Genomic DNA, 18,135 nt, shown 5'->3' on the forward strand with positions numbered 1-18,135 from the left:
GCGGCCTCTCGCCGCTGAGCGACCTGAAGGCGCTGCGCGCCCTGCGCCGGCTGATGCAGGAAGTCCGGCCGCATATCACGAATGTGAGCACGACCAAGGCGGGGTTGATCGGCGGCCTCGCGGCTCGCAGCGCGGGCGTGCCGATCCGGGTCTGCGTTCTGGGCGGGATCCGCTACCAGGCGGCAGGCGGGATCCGCGGCGCGCTGCGGAAGATCGCGGAGCGCATCGCGTGTGGGAGCGCGCACCGCCGCATCTGCGTGAGCGAATCGGTGCGGAAACGGTTGGAGCTCGACGGGTTGCTCACCGCGGAGAGCTCGTGCGTGCTGGCGTCGGGCTCGAGCAACGGCGTGGACGCGCCGCGCTTTGCGCCCACCGGCGAACGCGTTGCGCACGCCAAGCGCCTGCGGCATGAGTTGGACATTCCGGCGGAAGCCCCGGTGGTCGGATTCGTCGGGCGCTTCACGCGCGAGGCGGGATTGCCGGAGCTGCTGGCGGCGCACGAGATGCTCAAGAAGACAGTGACCGGAGGGCGGCTGCTGGTCGTGGGTGGGGACGAGGCCGGCGACGCGCTGCCGGCGGAGGTGCGCCAGCGGATGCGGACCGATCGCACGATCGTCTGCACCGGGTCGGTCGAAGATCCGGCGCCGTACTACCACGTCATGGACGTGCTGGCGCTGCCGTCGCACGGGGAAGGTTTCCCTGATACCGTGCTCGAGGCGTACGCGGCGGGCAAGCCGGTCGTCGCGACCCGCGCGATGGGGGTCATCGACGCGGTGATGGAGGAAGGGACCGGGCTGCTGGCGCCGGTGGGCAACGCGCACGCGCTGGCCGAGGCACTGGACCGCATGCTGAAGTCGCCCGAGACGCGGCGTGAGATGGGCGCCGCTGGGCGCCGCTGGGTCGAACGCGATTTCCGGCCGGTGCGCATCTGGCGCGAGATGGAGAAGGAATACCGGCGCTTGCTCGAAGCACGTGGCCTTCCGCTGCCGGTGCGGGAGCCGGTCACGACCGGATTCCTGGAAGCGAACGCATAGGTCTCAAGCCGACCACGGCGGAGCGACGGCGAGGTTTGAGGGCCAGGGCGGAAGATTGCTATAATCAGCTCTCCACACGCACCCTGCCGCGGCAACCGCTCAGCAGCAGAATCCTCATAGCGTGATCCGGATCGTGCCGCATTCGCGGCGCGCGAGCGTGGCCAGGTAGCTCAGCTGGTAGAGCGCGGCCCTGAAAAGGCCGGCGTCGGCGGTTCGATTCCGTCCCTGGCCACCATTCTTCCGACGCTTGGCAATGCCGGCTCACTCGCACCTCTGGCAGCGGATTGCCCTTTCCGTTTGGGTGCACCCCGTGTGCGGGGCCACTCCATCACGGCAGGATCGGCTTACTTCAGCGCAAGAGTACCGGACAGCGCGTCGCAGACTGCGGAAAGCACGCTTTCTGCATCGCCAGGCACAGTCATGTCTGCGCCGGAAATCTGCTCGGTCGGCGTACCGCTGATCGCGAGCAGCGGCTTCGCGTGCCCATAGCGGCGCACTAGGCTGATGGTCAAGTTTCTTTCTTCAACACGAAGACTATTGCAAAGCAGTATGAGGTCGAAATGTCCTGCGAAATAATGGTTCAGGAAGTCCTCCATCGCCATCGCGGCCACGACGGCGTACCCACTCGCCTCGAGCGTCTCCGTGCGAGTGCGCGCAAGGGTAGGATCGCGTGCGAACAAAAGCACCTGTGGGCTCATTCGTTACCTCCTCGTCGGCCCACCTGTCGGACTCGTTCGCGGCCCTATTTGCCTGGGAGCGTGAATTCGCATTCTGCCGTCCTTCAACTGGGCAGTGCTGAGAGGCGGGTAAGGGCGCGGTGCTCGCTTCCACGGGAAGGAAAGGAAGCAGACCGCTTGTTTCATTGAAGCTACACCTCGTCGGGCGACGACGCCGTGCCCGTGGGCACCCCACCCAAGCCCGTCAGCAGGATAATCCGCGAGTCCCGGTCGTTGCAGGCCCAACGGTCAGTGCGGACCGCTGAGGTTCAAGCAGCCATCGCGCTGACCATGCCACGCTCTTCAGAACGGGTGGCCTTCCTGGCGACTTGCACCTGACTTCTCAAAATCCGCACCAGTCCATGCGGTAATTCGCTCTTCAACACGTACTCATCTACCAGCCACAGGATCCGCTGTGGCATCTCGGCATACGCCGAAACCAGGATAACCGGCACTCTGGGAAACCGGTGCTTGATGTGATAGGCGACCGCTTCGGCATCCATGCCTTCTTGCTTGTACTCCAGCACAACTGCCGCGATCTCGTTTTCTTCCAGAGTCTTGATCGCCGCGTAGCTACAAGTCGCTACTTTTACCGAATAGCCCTGTTGTTCAAGAGCTGCCTTGCGTAGCGCCAACACTTGTGCCCGATCGTCAATGCACAAGAGAGTGGGAGATTCCAGATTGGGAGATTCCGCAGTGGGAGAGTCCATACCACTTCTCCTCATGCAACCCAAGTTTGTAAAAGTGTAAGTAAGGTGGCGGGAGACGTGTGTGCAATATTGCTCACCGGAGGAAGACAAAACAGATTCTGGACCACTTTGGGAAAACGCTTAGGCACAGGCTTGGCCGGGAAGGAGTGTCCGCCGGAACAACGAAGTCACATGTTGTCTGGGATCCAGCCGACGCCGTCTTCCATCTCCAGGACTAAGCAATCGTGAACGTTGCAGCACCCTTGTGCATTGTGCCTCGGCATCATGCCGCGTTCGCTGGAAGGAGCTCGGCCGAAATTAGACAATCCCGGAAAAGGTCACGGTCGGGAATCACGTCACGCCGGTATGTAAGCCGCATCAAGGAGTAGCGCCCAAGTCCTATACACCAGCGGACAGCTACAATCGTGTAGTACACGTTCCACCTACTGCTGAATGCATCTTCCGCTAGTTGCAGGATTCTGTCAGAGCGGGATTGCTCACGGTGGCGACCTGTACACAATCGCTCACATCCCGTCTCTCACTCATGACGTCTGACGATCACCTAGAATCCGCTCAAGAAAGGTGTGCGCTTGGCGTCCGCCGTGGCGGGTGTTGTGGTGGTTTCCAGAGGGGCTGTTCCACAGCCGATGCCGACACATACGGTCAGCTGGTCGAGCTCGAGTTCGGTTGGCGACTGCGTCCGCATCCTGCTCTACAAGAACGGCGTGCTGAATCGCACCAAAAGCGTCTACACGGACCAACGCGACGGGACCTTCTCCATCTTCTGAGCTAGCGAGAGTCGTTGGGCACTTCCGAATGACGATCCCCTGGAGTGGGATGGTCAGGATGCATTTGTGTCCGGAACCGTCCCTAGCCACCATTCTTTAATCGTCGAGCCTTTGGGGACGGGCGTGCCCTCGTTCGTTGCTGATCGGGTGGATCGTCCGCCTGCCCTATGCAGTGTGTCCCATGTCACTTCACCGAGTGACCTGCGTCACATCCCGGGGCGGAAGGTAGCAATACAAGAGTTGTCGACCCACAGGTCGACAATGCTCTCGCAGACCTCGAAGTACGCGCTCCGGGCCCTGGTCGAGCTGGCGCGCCAGCCCGAAGGGAGCGCCGTCCGCGGCCAGGAGCTGGCGGAGAGCACGCAGATCCCGCCGCAATATCTCGCCAAGATCATGACCGGGCTGCGCAACGCGGGCATCGTGGCCGCGACCCGCGGCGCCGGCGGCGGATACCGGCTCGAGCGGCCGGCGAACCGCATCGCGCTGATCGACGTCATCGCGCTTTTCGAGGGCTCCGCGGCGCGGCCACAGTGCTTCCTCGGGATCAACAAGGAGTGCGACCCGACGCATCCCTGCAGCGCGCATGCCTCATGGGGCTCGTTGCGCGCCATGTTCCTCGGCTTCCTCGAACACACCATGGTCAGCGAGATCTCACGCGTACCGCAGCTGCCTTACGGGCTGGGCGACGTGCACAAAGGAGATCGTCCGTGAGACGCCACGTTGTATTGCTATGTGCGCTGGCGGCGCTGAGCGCGTCAGCAGCGGCGCAAGATCCGGCCGCCTACTTCAAGACGAACTGCATGAGCTGCCACACCGTCGGCGGAGGACGGCTGGCCGGTCCCGACCTCAAGGACGTGACGCAGCGCCGCGACAAGGCGTGGCTGGTGCAGTGGATGCAGAGCCCGCGCGCCGTGCTCGATTCCGGCGACGCCTACGCGCAGAAGATGCTGCAGGATTCGCGCGGCGTCGTGATGCCGCCGCCGGCCGGCATGAACCCCCAGCTGGCCGCTGCGCTGGTCGACCTGCTCGACGCCGAGTCGAAGCTGCCGCGCTCGCAGTTCGCCGGCGTGCAGATCAGCGACCGTCCGTTCAACCAGCAGGACGTCGCGCTCGGGCTGGCGCTGTTCACCGGCGAGAAACGGATGGCGAACGGCGGGCCGGCGTGCATCTCCTGCCACACCATGAAGGGCATGACCGGCCTGCACGGCGGCCGGCTCGGCCCCGACCTCACGCTGGTCTACGAACGCCTGCAGGGCCGCAAGGGCCTGGGCGCGTGGCTGGGAGCGCCGGCGAGCCCGACGATGGCGCCGGTCTTCAAGGCGACGGCCCTCAGCAACGACGAGATCTTTGCCATGACGGCGCTCTTCGAGCACGAGACCAAGCAACGCGGCCACGACGATCAGACGCCACTGCTCAACTTCTTCCTGCTCGGGGTGGGCGGAGCGGTCGTCGGCCTGGTCACGTTCGACCGCATCTGGAAGAAGCGCCTGACGGGAGTCCGGCGGCAGCTTGTGCATCGCTCACGAGGTGAAGAATGAAGGTCCTCGACCCGATCTCCTGGATCAAGGATGAAGTCGACCCCAAGCTGCGCGGCTGGGAGGAGTTCTACCGGAACCGCTGGCAGCACGACAAGATCGTGCGCTCCACCCACGGCGTGAACTGCACCGGCGGCTGCACCTGGCAGATCTACGTGAAGGACGGCATCGTCACGTGGGAGATGCAGGGGCTCGACTACCCGATGCTGGAGAACGGGCTGCCGCCCTACGAGCCGCGCGGCTGCCAGCGAGGCATCTCGTATTCCTGGTACCTGTACTCGCCGCTGCGGGTGAAGTATCCGTACACGCGCGGCGCGCTGCTCGACCTGTGGAAGCAGGCGCGCGCGCAGCACGATGATCCGGTCGAGGCGTGGCGCTCGCTGGTCGAGGACCCCGAGAAGCGGCAGCGCTGGCAGAAAGCGCGCGGCAAGGGCGGCTTTCGCCGCGCCGACTGGGACACCGTGCTGGAGCTGATCGCCGCCGCCAACCTCTACACCATCAAGAAGCACGGGCCGGACCGCATCGCGGGCTTCTCGCCCATCCCGGCGATGTCGATGATCAGTTACGCCTCGGGCGCGCGCATGCTGCAGCTGCTGGGCGGCATCTCGCTCAGCTTCTACGACTGGTACTGCGACCTGCCGCCGGCTTCGCCCGAGACCTGGGGCGAGCAGACCGACGTGCAGGAGTCGGCCGACTGGTACAACGCCAAGCTGCTCGCCGTGATGGGCTCGAACCTCAACATGACGCGGACTCCCGACTGTCACTTCGCGGCCGAGGCGCGCCACAACGGCTCGAAGATGTGGGTCTTCACGCCCGACTTCGCGCAGGTCTCCAAGTATGCCGACGAGTGGGTGGCCATCAACGCCGGGCAGGACGGCGCCTGGTGGATGGCCGTCAACCACGTCCTGCTGAACGAGTTCCACCACCAGAAGCAGACGCCCTACTTCCTCGAGTACACGAAGAAGTACACCGACGCGCCCTACCTGGTCGAGATCAAGCAGGAACACGGAGAGTACTCAGCCGGCCAGCTGCTCCGGGCCAATCGCCTGCGGAAGTACACGACGGTGGAGAACGGCGAGTGGAAGTTCCTGATGTGGGACGCGCTGAGCTCGTCGCCGAAGATGCCGAAGGGCAGCGTCGGCGACCGTTGGGCCACACAGGACAAGGGCAAATGGAACATGAAGCTGGAAGACGGGCTCGACAACCGCCCGATCGAGCCGACGCTCACGTTCCTCGGCGAGAAGCAGCCGGTCCCGGTCGTCTTTCACGACTTCTGCGAGGGCAAGGCGCAACGCCGCGAGGTGCCGGTGCGCAAGCTCCAGACGGCGGATGGCAAGAGTGTTCTGGTCGCGACGGTCTATGACCTGCTCCTGGCGCAGTACGGGGTCGCGCGCGGCCTGAACGGCGACTACCCCGCCGACTACAACGACGAGACCCAGGCCTACACGCCGGCGTGGGCGGAGAAGTACACCGGCATGAGCCGCGACATGGTCATCCGGTTCGCGCGCGAGTGGGGCGTGACCGCGGAGAAGACCGGCGGCAAGTGCACGGTCATCATCGGCGCGGGCATCAACCACTGGTACCACGCGAACCTGATGTACCGCGCGGCCATCCACGCGCTGATGTTCAGCGGGTGCATCGGGGTGAACGGCGGCGGCCTCGCGCACTACGTCGGGCAGGAAAAGCTGGCGCCGGGCGAGTCGTGGGCGGCCATCGCGTTCGCGCGCGACTGGATGCCGGCGGTGCGCCTGCAGAACGCGCCCAGCTGGCACTACGTCCACACCGACCAGTGGCGCTACGAGAAACAGTTCACCGACTACCACACCGTGCCGCCGCCCAACGGTTTCGGCGCGCTCGCGCAGGGACACACCATGGACCTGCAGGTGCGCGCGGTGCGCTCCGGCTGGCTGCCGTTCTATCCGCAGTTCGCCAAGAGCTCGCTGAAGCTGGTGGAAGAAGCCAAGGCGGCGGGCGCGAAGGGCGACGACGAGGTCACGCGCTACGTCGTCGAGCAACTGAAGGCGAAGAAGCTGCGCTTCTCGGTCGAGGATCCCGACGCCGAGGCGAACTGGCCGCGCGTGTGGTTCATCTGGCGCGGCAACGCGCTAATGGCCAGCGCCAAGGGCCACGAGTTCTTCCTGCGGCACTATCTCGGAACGCACTCCAACGCCATCTCGCCGGAGACGGCGGAAGGCACGGTCAAGGAAGTGGAGTGGCACAAGCACGCGCCGCTCGGGAAGATGGACCTGGTCGTCGACCTGAACTTCCGCATGGATACGTCGGCGCTTTACAGCGACATCGTGCTGCCGGCGGCGACGTTCTACGAGAAGGCCGACCTGAACTCCACCGACATGCACAGCTTCATCCATCCGCTGTCGGCGGCGGTGCCACCGTCGTGGGAATCGAAGAGCGACTGGCAGATCTTCCGCGCGGTAGCGAAGAAGATCTCGGAGCTCGCGGCCAAGCACTTCCCGAACCCGGTGCAGGACATCGTCGCATCGCCGCTCGCGCACGATTCGGCCGCCGAGATCGCGCAGCCCGCGATCCGCGACTGGTCGAAGGGCGAGATCGAAGCCATCCCCGGCAAGACGATGCCGAACCTGAAAGTCGTCACCCGCGACTACAAGAACCTCTACCAGCAGTTCATCTCGTTCGGACCGCTGGTCCGCGCCAACGGCCTGGGAGCGCACGGCACCAGCTACGCCATCGAAGATGAGTACGACGCCGCGCTGAGGACGCTGCCGGTGGTCGAGTGGGAAGGGAAGAAGTACCCGTCGCTGCACGACGACGAGGACGCCTGCAACCTGATCCTGCGCTTCGCGTCGGTCACGAACGGCGAGCTCGCCTACCGCTCCTACAAGAACATGGAAGCGCGCACCGGGCTGAAGCTCACGCAACTGGCAGAGAAGAACCGGGGCGTGCGGCTCAGCTACAAGGACCTGCAGTCGCATCCGCACCGGCTGCTGAACTCGCCGATGTGGTCGGGGTTGACGGAGAACGGCCGCGCGTACTCGCCCTTCACTTACAACGTGGAGACGCTGGTGCCGTGGCGCACGCTCACCGGCAAGCAGCACTTCTATCTCGACCACCCGCTCTACATCCAGTTCGGCGAACACCTGCCGACCTACAAGCCCAAGCCGTCGGCCGTGCAGTACGGCGAACTGGCGGTGAGCGAAGCGGTCGGACCGACGCTGATGCTGAATTACCTGACGCCGCACGGCAAGTGGCACATCCACTCCACCTACGGCGACAACCAGCGCATGACCACGCTCTCGCGCGGCGTAGAACCGTTCTGGATGAACGACGCCGACGCCGACGCCATCGGCATCGTCGACAACGACTGGGTCGAGGTGCACAACGACAACGGTGTGGTCGTCACGCGCGCCGCGGTCAGCGCGCGCATCCCGCGCGGCATCTGCATCCAGTACCACTCGCCCGAGCGCACCTACTCGGTGCCGACCTCGCCCTTGCGCGGACATCGCCGCGCCGGCGGCCACAACAGCCTGACGCGCGTCCGGCTGAAACCCAATCTCATGGCCGGCGGCTACGGCCAGTTCACCTACCACTTCAACTACTGGGGACCGATCGGGTGCAACCGCGACACGCACATCCTGGTGAGGAAACTGCCGGAGCTCAAATGGTGAGGGAAAAGTCGTCGGCCGGAAGCAAGCTCGTGGCGGCCGACGACCGAGGACCGACGACCAACGACCAGAGGAATTGACATGAATGTTCGCTCGCAAGTCTCGATGGTTTTCCACCTCGACAAGTGCATCGGGTGCCACACCTGTTCGGTCGCGTGCAAGAACATCTGGACCGACCGCAAGGGCGCGGAATACATGTGGTGGAACAACGTGGAGACCAAGCCCGGCACCGGCTTTCCCACCGCGTGGGAGGACCAGGAGAAGTACAAGGGCGGCTGGGAGAAGAAGAACGGCTCCATCGAGCTGAAGTCGCAGAACAAGGGCGACGCGCTCTTCAAGATCTTCCACAACCCCAACCAGCCGACCATGGACGACTACTACGAGCCATGGACCTACGACTACCAGAACCTGTTCAACGCTCCGGAAGGCGCCGACCAGCCGACCGCGCGGCCGATCTCGATGGTCACCGGCGAATACATCAACGTGGAATCCGGGCCGAACTGGGACGACGACCTCGGCGGCTCGCCCGTCTACGCGAAGAACGATCCCAACCTCGACGGCCTGACCGAGTTCCAGAAGCAGCAGTTGTTTGCCACCGAGCGGCTGGTCTTCTTTTACTTTCCGCGCATCTGCAACCACTGCCTGAACCCGTGCTGCGTGGCGGCATGCCCTTCGGGCGCGCTCTACAAGCGCGGCGAAGACGGCATCGTGCTCATCGACCAGCAGCGCTGTCGCGGGTGGCGCGCGTGCGTCTCGGCGTGCCCTTACAAGAAAACGTTCTACAACTGGAACACCGGCAAGTCGGAGAAGTGCATCCTGTGCTTCCCGCGGCTCGAGACCGGACAGGCCCCGGCGTGCTTCCACTCCTGCGTCGGCCGCATCCGCTACCTGGGCAACGTGCTGTATGACGCCTCGCGCCTGGAAGAAGTCGCGAACCTGCCCGACGATCAGCTCGTCGAAGGGCACCGCTCGCTCGTCCTCGATCCCTGCGACCCGGCGGTCATCGCGGCGGCGAAGGCGAACGGCCTGCACGACTCGGTCATCGAGTCGGCGCAGAAGTCGCCGGTCTACAAGTTCGTGAAGACGTGGAAGCTGGCGCTGCCGCCGCACGTCGAGTACCGCACCTTCCCGATGCTGTTCTACGTGCCGCCGATGTCGCCGGTGATGGCGACCAAGGACGGCGACGTGCTGAACCACGAATCGGGCGACCTGTTCCACGACATCGAGCAGTCGCGCGTCCCGATGGCTTACCTGGCCAAGCTGTTCGGCGCCGGGCAGGAAAGCTTCGTGCGCTACGCGCTGCGCAAGCAGAAGGCGGTGCGCTGGTACCGGCGCGCCCTGACCGTGGGCGACGTCACGATGGAAACAGCGCAGCGCATGCTCGCCGAGGCCGATTGCTCCGCGGAAGAAGCCGAAGCCATCTACCAGCTCACCTCGCTCTGCACCTTCGAGGACCGCTTCGTCATCCCGCCGATGCATCGCGAGGAAGCCATCGCCATGATGGAAGACCCGATGGAACACAAGGCCAGCGCGGGCTTCGGCTTCGTGCAGGGCCCGCAGAGAGGATTGTGATGGTCGCTCCCAACATCTACGAAGCGCTCGCCGCGGTGCTGAGCTATCCGGGCGATGACTACCGCACGCGCGTGGTGGAAGCCGTGCTGGCGGCGCCGGATGACATCGCCCCCGGGCTGCAGGGATTTGGCGCCGCCCTGGAAGGGAAGAGCACGCTCGAACTCCAGGAGCTCTACACCGTCACCTTCGACCTCAACCCGGTGTGCTCGCTCGAGCTGGGCTGGCATCTGTTCGGCGAGAACTACGACCGCGGGCTGCTGCTGGTGCGGATGCGCGCGCTGCTGCGGCAGCACGGCATCGCCGAGAGCGGCGAGCTTCCCGACCACCTCAGCCACGCGCTGCAGCTGCTCGCTCGCATGGACGAAGCCGCGCGCCGCGATTTCGCCGTCGCCATCGTGCTGCCGGCGCTCGGCAAGATGCTCGACGCCTTCCGCGACAAGCAGAACCCCTACGAGCAGGTCCTGGTGGCGCTGAAGAACCAGTTGCGCTCGCTGTGTCCCGGGATCCCGATCTTCATCCCGCAGCAGGAGCCGGTGCTGCGGGTACTGGACTGACGCCATGAATGCGAACACCATCAACCTGCTGCTCTTCGCCGTGCTGCCCTACGTGGCGCTGTTCGTCTTCTTCCTGGTGACGATCAGCCGGTACCGCAGCCGTCCCTTCAGCTACTCCAGCTTGTCGTCGCAGTTCCTGGAGAACCACGAGCACTTCTTCGGGCTGGTGAGCTTCCACTACGGCATCCTGGCGGTGCTCGTCGGGCACCTGCTCGGCCTGCTCATTCCGCGCCAGATCCTGCTCTGGAACAGCCGGCCGCTGCGGCTTTACGTGCTCGAGCTGACCGGGCTGGCGTTCGCGCTGCTCACGCTCATCGGCGTGCTGGCGGTCGTGCACCGCCGCGTCGCGGTCGTCAAGGCGCGCATCGTCACCAGCACGGCCGACTGGATCGTGCTGGCGCTGCTGCTGGTGCAGGTCGCCACCGGTATCTACACCGCGGTCTTCCACCCCTGGGGATCGAGCTGGTACGCGACCTCCGCCGTGCCCTACCTGCGCTCGCTCTTCACCTTCCGCCCTGACATCTCGTATCTCGCCACCATGCCGTGGCCGGTGAAGCTGCACATGACGGGCGCGTGGCTCATCGTGGCGGCATTCCCGTTCACCCGGCTGGTGCACGCGCTGGTCGCGCCCTTCCCGTACCTGTGGCGCAAGCCCGAAGTGGTGCGCTGGTACGGCATCCGAATGCTGCCGGAGCGCGTCCGCAGCATGTACAGCGCGCGAGGATCGCGGTGAGCGGAGAGCGCCAACGCGGCTGGGTCTTGCGCTGGGCGAGCAGCTCGGTGGTGAGCTTCGTGCTCCTGGCGGCGGTGCTCTTTGCCGCGCTCATCGCGATGCCCAGCACCGGCACCGCGCGACTGCCCGGCAACCAGCGCGGCTACGAGCCCACGCAGCCCATCGCGTACTCGCACCGGCTGCACGCGGGCGAGCTCGCCATTCCGTGCCTCTACTGCCACTCGAACGCGGAGAAGTCGCGGCACGCCGGCATTCCCGCGGCCAGCGTCTGCATGAACTGCCATCGCTTCGTGCCGGCGAACTTCGGAGCTATCCGCGCCGAGGACGAGGCCGCCAAGAAGGAGCGTCGCTTCCCGCACCGCATCGTCTCGCCCGACATCCAGAAGCTCTACGACGCGCTCGCGCTCGCTCCCGACATGAAGCCCGACCCGGCGAAGCAGCCGCACCCGATCCAGTGGGTGAAGGTCCACAACCTGCCGGACTTCGTCTACTTCGACCACCGGCCGCACGTGAACGCGGGCGTGACCTGCCAGAGCTGCCACGGCCCGGTGGAGACGATGGAGCGCGTGCGGCAGGTCTCCGACCTCTCGATGGGCTGGTGCGTGAACTGCCATCGTGGTGTGCAGCGCAGCGGGGTGGGCGGGAACTTCGACAGCGCGCCGGCGCCGTTCGCGAAAGGCAAGATGCCGGCCACGCACAAGCTCGATCCATCCATCGATTGCAAGGCGTGCCACTTCTGAGGAGACGCGTGAGCGAACAGCACAAGACGTACTGGATGAGCCCGGCGCAGAAGGCGAACGGGCTGGTGCAGATCGGCGCCGCCGAGGAGTTTCCCGGCCTGGACGCCGCGGGCGGGCAGCGCGTCCGCCGCCGCGACTTCCTCAAGGCCGTCGGCTTCTCGTTCGCGGCCGCCACTGTCGTCGGCTGCTCGCGCGCGCCGGTGGAGAAGGCCATCCCGCTGCTCGTCCAGCCGGAAGAATTCGTTCCAGGCGAAGCCCAGTACTACGCCTCGACGTGCGCGGGTTGCGCCGCCGGTTGCGGCACGCTGGTGAAGGTCCGCGATGGCCGCCCCATCAAGCTGGAAGGGAACCCCGAGCACGCGCTCTCGCGCGGTGGGCTGTGCGCTACCGGGCAAGGTTCGCTGCTGGGCCTGTACGACACCCAGCGCTTCCGCGCGCCGCAGCGCCAGGGCAAGCCCACTGACTGGGCGACGCTCGACCGCGAAGTCGGCGAGAAGCTGGCGGAGATGCAGAAGGCGGGCGGCGCGGTACGGCTTCTCAGCGGGACGATCACCAGCCCGACGCTGCGCGCGGCCATTGCCGAGTTCCTGAAGCCCTACGGCGGCGGGCACGTGGTGTACGACGTGCCCTCGCACTCCGCCATCCTCGAAGCGCACGAGCGCACGCACGGCGCGCGCCTGCTGCCGAGCTACGACTTCTCCAAGGCCGAGGTCATCGCCGGCTTCGACGCCGACTTCCTCGGCACGTGGCTCTCGCCCGTCGCGTTCACCCGGGGATACAGCGCGGGACGCCGCCTGGAAGACGCGCGCTACTCCTATCACGTCCACTTCGAGCCGCGCATGACGCTGACCGGCGGCAACGCCGACCGGCGCTACGCCGTCGCGCCCGAAGATTCGCTCGCCATCCTTTCTTATATGGCGGAGCGCCTGGCCGCGCGCGCGGGCGAGCGCTTTCGCTCGGCGGCCGGTGAGCCGGCGGTGGATCGCGGCGCGCTCGACGACCTCTGTGAGCGGCTGTGGGCCGCGCGCGGCAAGTCGCTGGTCGTAAGCGGCAGCACCGACCCCGACGAGCAGATGCTGGTGAACTTCCTCAACCACGCGCTCGGGAACTACGGCGCCACGCTCTCGCTCGAGTGCCCGTCGCAGCAGGCACAGGGCAACGACGCCGACCTGCTCGCGCTGCTCGACGAGCTCGACGCCGGCAAGGTGCAGGCGCTGTTCGTGCTGGGCGCGAACCCGGCGTTCGACTTCCCGCGTCACGCCGCGGCTTTGGCGAAGGTCCCGCTGCTGGTGAGCCTGGCCGAGCGCGCCGACGAGACCGCGCTGCTCGCGCGCTACGTCGCGCCCGACCACCACTTCCTCGAGAGCTGGGGCGACGCCGAGCCGGTCGCCGGACACCTCAGCCTGCAGCAGCCCGCCATCCATCCGCTGGGCGAGACGCGTGCCGCGCTCGAGTCACTCGCCCGCTGGAGCGGCCGGCAGGACGCGACTTACGACCTGCTGCGCACCTCGTGGGAGAAGCAGTTCTATCCGCGCGCGAAGACTGCCGCCGCCTTCCAGGAGTTCTGGGACCAGGCACTGCACGATGGCTACGTGGAGATCGCTGCTCCCGCGCCCAAGTTGAAGAAGTTCGATAGCGCCGCGGTGCGCGCGGTGCCGGCGCCGCCGCGCCCGACCGGCTTCGCGCTCGCGCTCTACACCGGCGCGGCGATGCTCGACGGCCGCAACGCCTACAATCCTTGGCTGCACGAGCTGCCCGATCCCGTCACCAAAGTCACGTGGGACAACTACGTGTCGCTGGCGCCGGCGGCCGCAGCGCGGCTCGGCGTCAATGAAGGCGACGTCGTGCGCATCGCCGCGGAGCAGGGCAGCGTCGAGCTGCCGGCGTTCGTCCAGCCCGGACAGCACGAGCGCGTCTTGGCCGTCGCGCTCGGTTACGGCAGCAAGCTGAGCGCGCGCTTTGCCGGCATCGGCCCCAAGTGGCTCGACTTCCTGCCCTCGGTCGGCGACAACGGCCTGGTCGGCACGAACGCCGCCGGCCTGGTCGCGACCCGCGGCCGCCTCGGCTACGTGAGCGGCGCGGCCATCACTCGGACGGGCCGCACCCACGCCCTCGCCTCCACGCAAACGCACAACACGCTCACCGTCCCGGAAAAGCTGGCGCGCTTCGACCACGAGCCGCGGCCCATCATCCAGGAGACGACGCTCGCCGCCTATCAGAAGGACCCGGCCTCGGGAGTAGAGGAAGAAGACGCGCGCAAGAACGCGCTCTGGCCCGAGGACCACGAGACCTCGGGACCGCGCTGGGGGATGGTCATCGACCTGAGCGCCTGCACCGGCTGCTCGGGTTGCGTGATCGCCTGCCAGGCGGAGAACAACATCCCGGTGGTGGGCAAGGACGAGGTCCGCCGCAACCGCGAGATGCACTGGGTCCGCATCGACCGCTACTACGCGGAAGAGACGCCCGGCATGGTCGAGGTGGCCTACCAGCCGCTGCTCTGCCAGCAGTGCGGCAACGCGCCGTGCGAGACGGTGTGCCCGGTGCTCGCCACCGTCCACAGCGCCGACGGCCTGAACCAGCAGGTCTACAACCGCTGCATCGGTACGCGCTATTGCGCCAACAACTGTCCCTACAAGGGACGCCGCTTCAACTGGTTCGACTACGCCCACGACGACGTGCTCGCGAACCTGGTGCTCAATCCCGACGTCACCGTGCGCTCGCGGGGTGTGATGGAGAAGTGCACCTTCTGCGTGCAGCGCATCCAGACCGCGCGCATCGTGGCGCGCGACCAGGGCCGCGACGTCGCCGACGGCGAGATCCAGACCGCCTGCCAGCAGTCCTGCCCGGCCGGCGCCATCAGCTTCGGCGACCTCAACGACCCCAACAGCCGCGTCACGAAAAAGATGAAAGACCCGCGCCGCTACCGCCTGCTCTCGGAGCTCGGCGTCGAGCCGGCCGTGGGGTATCTCACCCTGGTCCGCGACCGGGAAGGAGGCGAGCAGCATGGCTGATGCCGTGGTTCTTCATCCGCCGCTCATCCAGGGCGACAAGCGGCTGGCCGACGTCACGCGCGACGTCTGCGCGCCCATGGACCGCCGACCCGGCGCGCTGTGGTGGAGCGCGTTCCTCGCCAGCGCGGCGCTCGCCTCGGTCGGCATCGCCTCCATCGCTTACCAGGTCAAGACCGGCGTCGGCGTCTGGGGGCTGAACCGCACCGTCGGCTGGGCGTTCGACATCACCAACTTCGTCTTCTGGATCGGCATCGGGCACGCGGGCACGCTCATCTCCGCCATCCTCTTCCTCTTTCGCCAGCGCTGGCGGACGTCGGTGAACCGCGCCGCCGAAGCCATGACGCTGTTCGCCGTGGTCTGCGCCGGCATCTTTCCGGTCATCCACACCGGCCGCCCGTGGTTCGCGCTCTGGATGATCCCGTACCCGAACACGCGCGGGCCGCTGTGGGTGAACTTCCGCTCGCCGCTGGTCTGGGACTTCTTCGCCATCTCGACCTACTTCACCATCTCCGCCGTCTTCTGGTACATCGGCCTGCTGCCGGACCTGGCGACGCTGCGCGACCGCTCGACGGGGATGCGGCGCAAGCTTGCCGCCTTCTTCAGCCTGGGATGGAACGGCTCCCACCGCGCCTGGCAGCGCTACGAGGTCGTCTACCTCATGCTCGCCGGCCTGGGCACGCCGCTGGTCATCTCTGTGCACACCATCGTGAGCTGGGACTTCGCCACCTCCGTCCTGCCCGGATGGCACGCCACCATCTTTCCGCCCTACTTCGTCGCCGGCGCCATCTTCAGCGGCCTGGCGATGGTGCTCACGCTCATGCTCATCGCGCGCAAGGTGATGCACCTCGAGGAGTACATCAACGAGCGGCACATCGACGCGATGTGCAAGCTGGTCATCACCACCAGCGCCATCGTCGGCCTGGCGTATCTCACCGAGATCTTTACCGCGTTCTATTCCGGCAACCGCTACGAGCAGTTCGCCTTCCTCAACCGCACGATGGGGCCGATGCGCTGGGCCTACTGGACCATGGTGAGCTGCAACGTGCTGGTGCCGCAGTTGCTGTGGTTCCGCAAGGTTCGCCGCGCGCTTCCGCTGCTGTTCGTCATCTCTCTGTTCATCAACGTCGGCATGTGGTTCGAGCGCTTCGTCATCATCGTGACCTCGCTGCATCGCGACTTCATCCCCGCGAACTGGTCGTCCTACACCCCTACGCTGATCGAGGTCGCGACCATGGCCGGGATGTTCGGCATCTTCTTCAGCCTGTTCCTGCTGTTCTGCCGCTTCCTGCCGGTCATCGCGGTCGCCGAGGTCAAGGGCGTGTTGCGCGTCGGCAGTCGCGGCGCCGCCGCCGGAGGCCAGTCATGAGTCGCCGCCTGTTCATCGGAGTGTTCGACAACGAGGAAGACCTGCTGCGCGCGGTGCGCGCGTCGCGCGAGCGCGGCCACGCCGTCGTCGACGTCCACACGCCGTACGCCGTCCACGGGCTCGACGACGCCATGGGACTGCCGCCCTCGCGGCTGCCCTGGATGGTGTTCGGTATCGGCCTCGCTGCCGCCGTCCTGAAGGTTTGGTTCGAGTACTGGACCACGGCGGTGGACTGGCCGGTCAACGTTGGCGGCAAGCCGTTCAACTCGCTGCCCGCGTTCGTGCCTGTCACGTTCGAAGTGATGGTGCTGTTCGCCGGGCTGACCGCCGTGTTCGGCTTCTTCGCCATCTGCCGGTTGTTCCCCGGAAAACGCGCCGCGTTGCCGGTGGCGGGCGTCACCGACGACCGCTTCGCGGTCATCCTCGAGCAGGCCGACTCCACCTTCGACGCTCGCGCCATGGAGCAGCTCTTCCGCTCGCTCCACGCGGTGCGCATCGAGGAGCAGATCACAGAGGAGACGCGATGACCCGCCGCCTGCTCATGAACTCGTCGCTGTTCGTCGTGCTGGTGGCGCTCATCGGCTTCAACTGGTGGGCGTCGCCCGATGCGTCGCGACCGAACTTCGAGATCTTGCCGCAGATGGCGCACAGCGCGCGCTACAACGCGTACGCCGGCAATCCGAACTTTTCGGACGGCAAGACGCTGCAGCCGCCGGTGCCGGGCACGATCGCGCGCGGCACGATGCCGCTGCACTACACCGCCGCGCCTGCCGACGCACTGCGCGCCGGCCAGGAGCTGATGGCGCCCGCGGATTCTCATGACCCGCGCGCGCTCGCCCGCGGCGAGCACGTCTTCAAGACCTTCTGCACGCCCTGTCACGGCCTCGACGCCGGCGGCATGGGCACGGTGACGACCCGCGGCGTCCCGCCTCCGCCCTCGCTACTCGCGCCCCACGCCGTCGACATGAAGGAGGGCCAGATGTTCCACGTCCTCACTTATGGGCAGAACAACATGGCGTCGTACGCGGGGCAGGTGACGCGCAACGACCGCTGGTACGTCATCGCGTTCATCCGGTCGCTGCAGGCCGCCGCGCAGAAGAGCGCTCCGGGCGCCGCGCCGGTGGTGAAGACCGCGGCCGCTCCGCCAGCCGATGCTGGGAAGGGAGGCGCGAAGTGACCCTGCGCGAGGCGGAGTTCCACCCGAGCGAGAAGTTGACGACGCGCTTCCGCCAGTTCGCGGTCGCCGGACTGATCGCGACCGCCGTCGGCGCAGTGTTCGCGGGCGAGCGCACGTGGCTCATGCTGCTGCTGTTCAGCTTCCTGCTGCTCGGGATGTCGCTGGCCGGAGCGGTGTTCGTCGCGCTGCACTACGTGATCGGCGCGGCGTGGAGCACCGCCGTCCGCCGCGTCGCCGAAGCCATGGCGCTCCTGCTGCCGCTCGGCGGCCTCGGCGTGCTCGCGGTCCTGTTCTTCCATCCGGAGGTCTATCCCTGGCTCCATGAGCACGACCTGCCGGCGTTCAAGCAAGCGTGGCTCGCGCTCGGGTTCTTCCGCACGCGCGCGATCTTTTACCTGCTGGCCTGGACTTTCTTCATCTGGATGCTGGTGTTGGGCTCGCGCCGCCAGGACGAGGACGGCGACATCGCGCATACGCGCCGCAACACCCGCTTCGCCACCGCCTTCCTGATCGTCTTCGGCGTCACGTTCTGGCTGGCAAGCTACGACTGGCTGATGTCGCTGGAGCCCGACTGGGCCA

16 protein-coding genes and 1 tRNA gene are annotated in these 18,135 nt (G+C 66.4%); 15 read left to right on the plus strand and 2 right to left on the minus strand.

Annotated features, from left to right (window positions below):
* Together VLA96_13035 and VLA96_13040 are read left to right on the plus strand one after the other, a co-directional pair.
* Positions 1-1,034, plus strand: a 1,034-nt coding sequence (locus VLA96_13035) for a glycosyltransferase (GenBank protein HSE50125.1), incomplete at its 5' end; no start/stop codon positions are given.
* 159 nt (positions 1,035-1,193) lie between these two features.
* Positions 1,194-1,269: transfer RNA gene (locus VLA96_13040), tRNA-Phe, on the plus strand.
* 109 nt (positions 1,270-1,378) lie between these two features.
* Here the strand turns inward: VLA96_13040 and VLA96_13045 are convergent.
* Entirely contained in the window at positions 1,379-1,732 is a 354-nt protein-coding gene (locus VLA96_13045; GenBank protein HSE50126.1) for a hypothetical protein, read from the minus strand.
* 287 nt (positions 1,733-2,019) lie between these two features.
* Positions 2,020-2,475 (minus strand): response regulator, encoded by a 456-nt coding sequence (locus VLA96_13050; protein ID HSE50127.1) that lies wholly within the window; start codon positions 2,473-2,475, stop codon positions 2,020-2,022.
* 611 nt (positions 2,476-3,086) lie between these two features.
* Between VLA96_13050 and VLA96_13055 the strand changes: the two genes are divergently transcribed.
* The 13 genes from VLA96_13055 to VLA96_13115 form a co-directional block, all read left to right on the plus strand.
* Positions 3,087-3,227 (plus strand): hypothetical protein, encoded by a 141-nt coding sequence (locus VLA96_13055; GenBank protein ID HSE50128.1) that lies wholly within the window; start codon positions 3,087-3,089, stop codon positions 3,225-3,227.
* Positions 3,228-3,488: 261 nt separating this feature from the next.
* Positions 3,489-3,938, plus strand: coding sequence for an Rrf2 family transcriptional regulator (locus VLA96_13060; GenBank protein ID HSE50129.1), 450 nt, complete (start codon positions 3,489-3,491; stop codon positions 3,936-3,938).
* Complete coding sequence (locus VLA96_13065) at positions 3,935-4,765, plus strand: cytochrome c (GenBank protein ID HSE50130.1); 831 nt, start codon at positions 3,935-3,937, stop codon at positions 4,763-4,765. The genes VLA96_13060 and VLA96_13065 overlap by 4 nt, the downstream gene beginning before the upstream one ends.
* Entirely contained in the window at positions 4,762-8,406 is a 3,645-nt protein-coding gene (locus VLA96_13070; protein HSE50131.1) for a nitrate reductase subunit alpha, read from the plus strand. Before VLA96_13065 ends, VLA96_13070 begins: the two co-directional genes overlap by 4 nt.
* 78 nt (positions 8,407-8,484) lie before the next feature.
* Positions 8,485-9,975, plus strand: coding sequence for a nitrate reductase subunit beta (gene narH / locus VLA96_13075; GenBank protein HSE50132.1), 1,491 nt, complete (start codon positions 8,485-8,487; stop codon positions 9,973-9,975).
* Positions 9,975-10,529 carry a molecular chaperone TorD family protein gene (locus VLA96_13080; protein ID HSE50133.1) on the plus strand — a complete coding sequence of 185 codons (555 nt, stop codon included), beginning with the start codon at positions 9,975-9,977 and terminating at the stop codon, positions 10,527-10,529. Before narH ends, VLA96_13080 begins: the two co-directional genes overlap by 1 nt.
* Before the next feature lie 4 nt (positions 10,530-10,533).
* Positions 10,534-11,262 (plus strand): respiratory nitrate reductase subunit gamma, encoded by a 729-nt coding sequence (gene narI / locus VLA96_13085; GenBank protein ID HSE50134.1) that lies wholly within the window; start codon positions 10,534-10,536, stop codon positions 11,260-11,262.
* Entirely contained in the window at positions 11,259-12,002 is a 744-nt protein-coding gene (locus VLA96_13090; GenBank protein HSE50135.1) for a cytochrome c3 family protein, read from the plus strand. The genes narI and VLA96_13090 overlap by 4 nt, the downstream gene beginning before the upstream one ends.
* 8 nt (positions 12,003-12,010) lie before the next feature.
* On the plus strand, positions 12,011-15,013 hold the full coding sequence (locus tag VLA96_13095) for a 4Fe-4S dicluster domain-containing protein (protein ID HSE50136.1): 3,003 nt from the start codon (positions 12,011-12,013) through the stop codon (positions 15,011-15,013).
* Positions 15,006-16,379: an NrfD/PsrC family molybdoenzyme membrane anchor subunit gene (gene nrfD, locus VLA96_13100; GenBank protein HSE50137.1), complete on the plus strand. Its 1,374-nt coding sequence runs from the start codon at positions 15,006-15,008 to the stop codon at positions 16,377-16,379. The genes VLA96_13095 and nrfD overlap by 8 nt, the downstream gene beginning before the upstream one ends.
* Entirely contained in the window at positions 16,376-16,906 is a 531-nt protein-coding gene (locus tag VLA96_13105) for a DUF3341 domain-containing protein (protein ID HSE50138.1), read from the plus strand. The genes nrfD and VLA96_13105 overlap by 4 nt, the downstream gene beginning before the upstream one ends.
* The gene (locus VLA96_13110; protein ID HSE50139.1) at positions 16,903-17,556 is read left to right on the plus strand and encodes a c-type cytochrome; all 654 of its coding nucleotides are present in this window, start codon (positions 16,903-16,905) and stop codon (positions 17,554-17,556) included. Before VLA96_13105 ends, VLA96_13110 begins: the two co-directional genes overlap by 4 nt.
* Positions 17,553-18,135 (plus strand): hypothetical protein (locus tag VLA96_13115; protein ID HSE50140.1); only part of this gene is annotated, 583 nt, incomplete at its 3' end. The genes VLA96_13110 and VLA96_13115, both read left to right, overlap by 4 nt.

This window comes from Terriglobales bacterium, assembly GCA_035457425.1.
Taxonomy (GTDB): domain Bacteria; phylum Acidobacteriota; class Terriglobia; order Terriglobales; family Acidobacteriaceae; genus JACPNR01.

Bases quoted from the DNA above. Each gene is read 5' to 3' on its own strand.
- VLA96_13045 (HSE50126.1), bottom strand. From the start codon at position 1,732: ATGAGCCCACAGGTGCTTTTGTTCGCACGCGATCCTACCCTTGCGCGC.
- VLA96_13050 (HSE50127.1), bottom strand. From the start codon at position 2,475: ATGAGGAGAAGTGGTATGGACTCTCCCACTGCGGAATCTCCCAATCTG.
- VLA96_13055 (HSE50128.1), top strand. From the start codon at position 3,087: ATGCCGACACATACGGTCAGCTGGTCGAGCTCGAGTTCGGTTGGCGAC.
- VLA96_13060 (HSE50129.1), top strand. From the start codon at position 3,489: ATGCTCTCGCAGACCTCGAAGTACGCGCTCCGGGCCCTGGTCGAGCTG.
- VLA96_13070 (HSE50131.1), top strand. From the start codon at position 4,762: ATGAAGGTCCTCGACCCGATCTCCTGGATCAAGGATGAAGTCGACCCC.
- narH (HSE50132.1), top strand. From the start codon at position 8,485: ATGAATGTTCGCTCGCAAGTCTCGATGGTTTTCCACCTCGACAAGTGC.
- VLA96_13080 (HSE50133.1), top strand. From the start codon at position 9,975: ATGGTCGCTCCCAACATCTACGAAGCGCTCGCCGCGGTGCTGAGCTAT.
- narI (HSE50134.1), top strand. From the start codon at position 10,534: ATGAATGCGAACACCATCAACCTGCTGCTCTTCGCCGTGCTGCCCTAC.
- nrfD (HSE50137.1), top strand. From the start codon at position 15,006: ATGGCTGATGCCGTGGTTCTTCATCCGCCGCTCATCCAGGGCGACAAG.
- VLA96_13105 (HSE50138.1), top strand. From the start codon at position 16,376: ATGAGTCGCCGCCTGTTCATCGGAGTGTTCGACAACGAGGAAGACCTG.
- VLA96_13110 (HSE50139.1), top strand. From the start codon at position 16,903: ATGACCCGCCGCCTGCTCATGAACTCGTCGCTGTTCGTCGTGCTGGTG.